Annotated in this window: 2 protein-coding genes and 1 pseudogene; 2 read left to right on the top strand and 1 reads right to left on the bottom strand. The window is 33.9% G+C overall.

Going from position 1 to position 2,575, the window contains the following annotated elements; genetic code table 11:
* A pseudogene (locus tag FFM71_RS13730) lies at positions 1-151 on the top strand (IS630 family transposase); the annotation flags it as partial.
* A gap of 485 nt (positions 152-636) precedes the next feature.
* Here FFM71_RS13730 and FFM71_RS13240 read toward each other — a convergent pair.
* Entirely contained in the window at positions 637-1,659 is a 1,023-nt protein-coding gene (locus tag FFM71_RS13240; protein ID WP_137612616.1) for an LCP family protein, read from the bottom strand.
* Positions 1,660-1,813: 154 nt separating this feature from the next.
* Here FFM71_RS13240 and FFM71_RS13235 point away from each other — a divergent pair, with 154 nt between their 5' ends.
* Entirely contained in the window at positions 1,814-2,302 is a 489-nt protein-coding gene (locus FFM71_RS13235) for a cysteine hydrolase family protein (RefSeq protein ID WP_137612615.1), read from the top strand.
* Positions 2,303-2,575 lie beyond the last annotated feature (273 nt).

Raw genomic sequence — 2,575 nt, 5'->3', positions numbered from 1 at the left:
CAGGCGAATTCCAGAAATGGAACAATTAAAACAAGAAGTAGCAGCATGGTGTAGTGAACGTAATGCTAAAAATTTATCAATAGATTGGCAATTCACAACTGCAGATGCACGTATAAAATTACATTCACTTTATCCAAAACTTGAAGGTTGATTAAATATAAATGTGAGAGCTACGGTCCACTAGTTATTATGTTTTATTAGGCAGAATAACTTCTTATAACTTAAAATTCTTAATTAAAGTCAATTATATAAAAATATAAAAATGAGTTGTATCACACTTAAAAAACCGGTTCTTTTAAGTTTGGCTATGTGTATTTAATTTATAAATTTGTCAAAAAGAGGCTGTCTTCCACTTGAAATAACCAAGTGAAAGACAGCCTCTTTTTACTCATAACTAAAAATCGAAAAAGTGATATAAACATTGCTGTGACAGTCCTAAATTCAATTTAGTTAAATAGCAAAAAATAATAATTGTACATTCTTATTATTATAAAACTAGTTGGAGACTTACCGGTTCGGGGTTCGGCTTCAACCGAAACTCGAGACCGCACAGCATGTGAACACTTTCAGCTCTGGAAACGGCATAACGCATCAAATTTTCAACCTTCAGTCATTATAAGATGACTCCCACCAAAACTAATACGTATTATTTGTATAATGCACTGTATCTAAATTATAGGTATCGTAGTCTGTGTCTTCTGGATCCTTGAAGAACGCCTTATTTTTAGCATTCAATTTAGTTTCAGTATTATCTAATGTCTGTGCTGGCAAGTCAAGATTTGCTCGTAACTTATCAGAGGCACTCTGCATTGTCGCAGTTGGCAAAATTTGATATGAGCTTTCATTGATCCAAGCTGTTTGGCCTTGAATTTGATTGAAGTCCATTGCCTTTGAACTATTGTGGTACTTCAATACTACTTGATCAATTTCAGATGTGGTTAAATCTGTACTAATATCATTGCCTAATGTTTTAATCAAATCAGGTATTTTCACTAAATATTTCGGCTGTTCTAATTTTTTAACGACCGCACGTAAAACTTGTTGTTGTCGAATTTGACGTCCGTAATCCCCACGAGGATCCTGATAACGCATTCGGGCATAAGTTAAGGCTTCTTTCCCATTCAAATGATGTGTCCCTTTAGGAATTGTTACACCATCAAAGGAAACATTCATTGGACTTTTAACCGTCACACCACCAACAAAATCAACCGTTTTTTCCAAAGCCTTCATATTGATAGCAACGTGATAATCTACGGGTACTCCTAACATACTTCCAACAGTATTCTTAGCCATTTTAGAAAGGCCAATATTGTAGGCAGCATTAATTTTTTGAACATTTTTAGGTTTATCCCCGACCATTTCAGCTAAGGCATCTCGAGGAATTGAATAAGCCACTGTCTTTTGTTTCTTTGGATTCAAAGTTAACAGCATCATCGTGTCTGAATTACCACGATCAACTCGTCCATCAGTCCCAGTATCAGCACCTAACAAGAGAATTGAGAAAGGTTTACCCTGATCGACTTTTTGAGAAACACTGTTCTTATTCGTATTCAAAGATTTCAGTGAATCTTGAGTTCGATAAACAAAGATTCCGGCGAATGCTAAAACGATGACTAAGAGCACACCGATTATAATAGAAATTATTTTTATTTTTTTCATTTTTTATATCCCATATTTTGATATTTTCAATTATAAAACGAATTACTAGCCAGCCGCAAATTTTTTGAGAGACAAATTTTGATAATGTCGCTTTCAAAAATTGAATCATCATGGTACGCTCAAGCTAGAAATTTTTTTAAGGGGAAGTGTTATCATGCCAGAATTAGCTGACGCATTGGTAATCATCGATATGCAAAGGGCTCTTCAATATAGCTATAATTTCGATGGATTAATTCATAGTATCAACGACCGTATCTTTAGTTATCGTCAAGACAATTTGCCAATAATTTTTATTCAGCATAATGATCAAGATCTTGTACGTGGCAGTGAGCTCTGGAATTTGTCAGGAAAATTAGACAAACAAAAAGAAGACATCGTCGTGGAGAAAACTCACGCCAATGCATTCTATCAAACTAATTTAAATAAAATTTTGATGCAAAAAGGAATTCGTTCAATCGAAGTCTGCGGTGCTCAAACTGAATATTGCTGTAACACTACAATCATCATGGCTCACGGACTCGGTTATAAAATTTTCATGGAACATGATATGACGACTACCTTTGATAACGATTATATGACTGCCGAAGATACGATTTCATTCTTTGAAAATATTTGGAATCAACGGTTTGTTACCTTTCAGTAAAAATAGCTGAAGGTTGAAAGGTGAAAAACTAATATAACCATTGTTGTTACCGGCCTAGAGTTAATTTAATTTGCCGAATTAATGTTTATAAATAATCAGGAATTTTGTTTTAGTTCTATTATTCCTTTCATAAAAAGAGCCAACTAGTGGGGCATAGCTCTCACTTTTATATTCTGATATAATCAATTCAAAAAAGGATATATTTTATGAAATCAGATATCAGACCTGTTAAACAACACATCAATCTTTCCGATGATCAAGTTAGTCGTTTAC

Source organism: Companilactobacillus huachuanensis (assembly GCF_005404815.1).
Taxonomy (GTDB): domain Bacteria; phylum Bacillota; class Bacilli; order Lactobacillales; family Lactobacillaceae; genus Companilactobacillus; species Companilactobacillus huachuanensis.
This window is presented reverse-complemented; position numbering and strand designations above follow the sequence as displayed.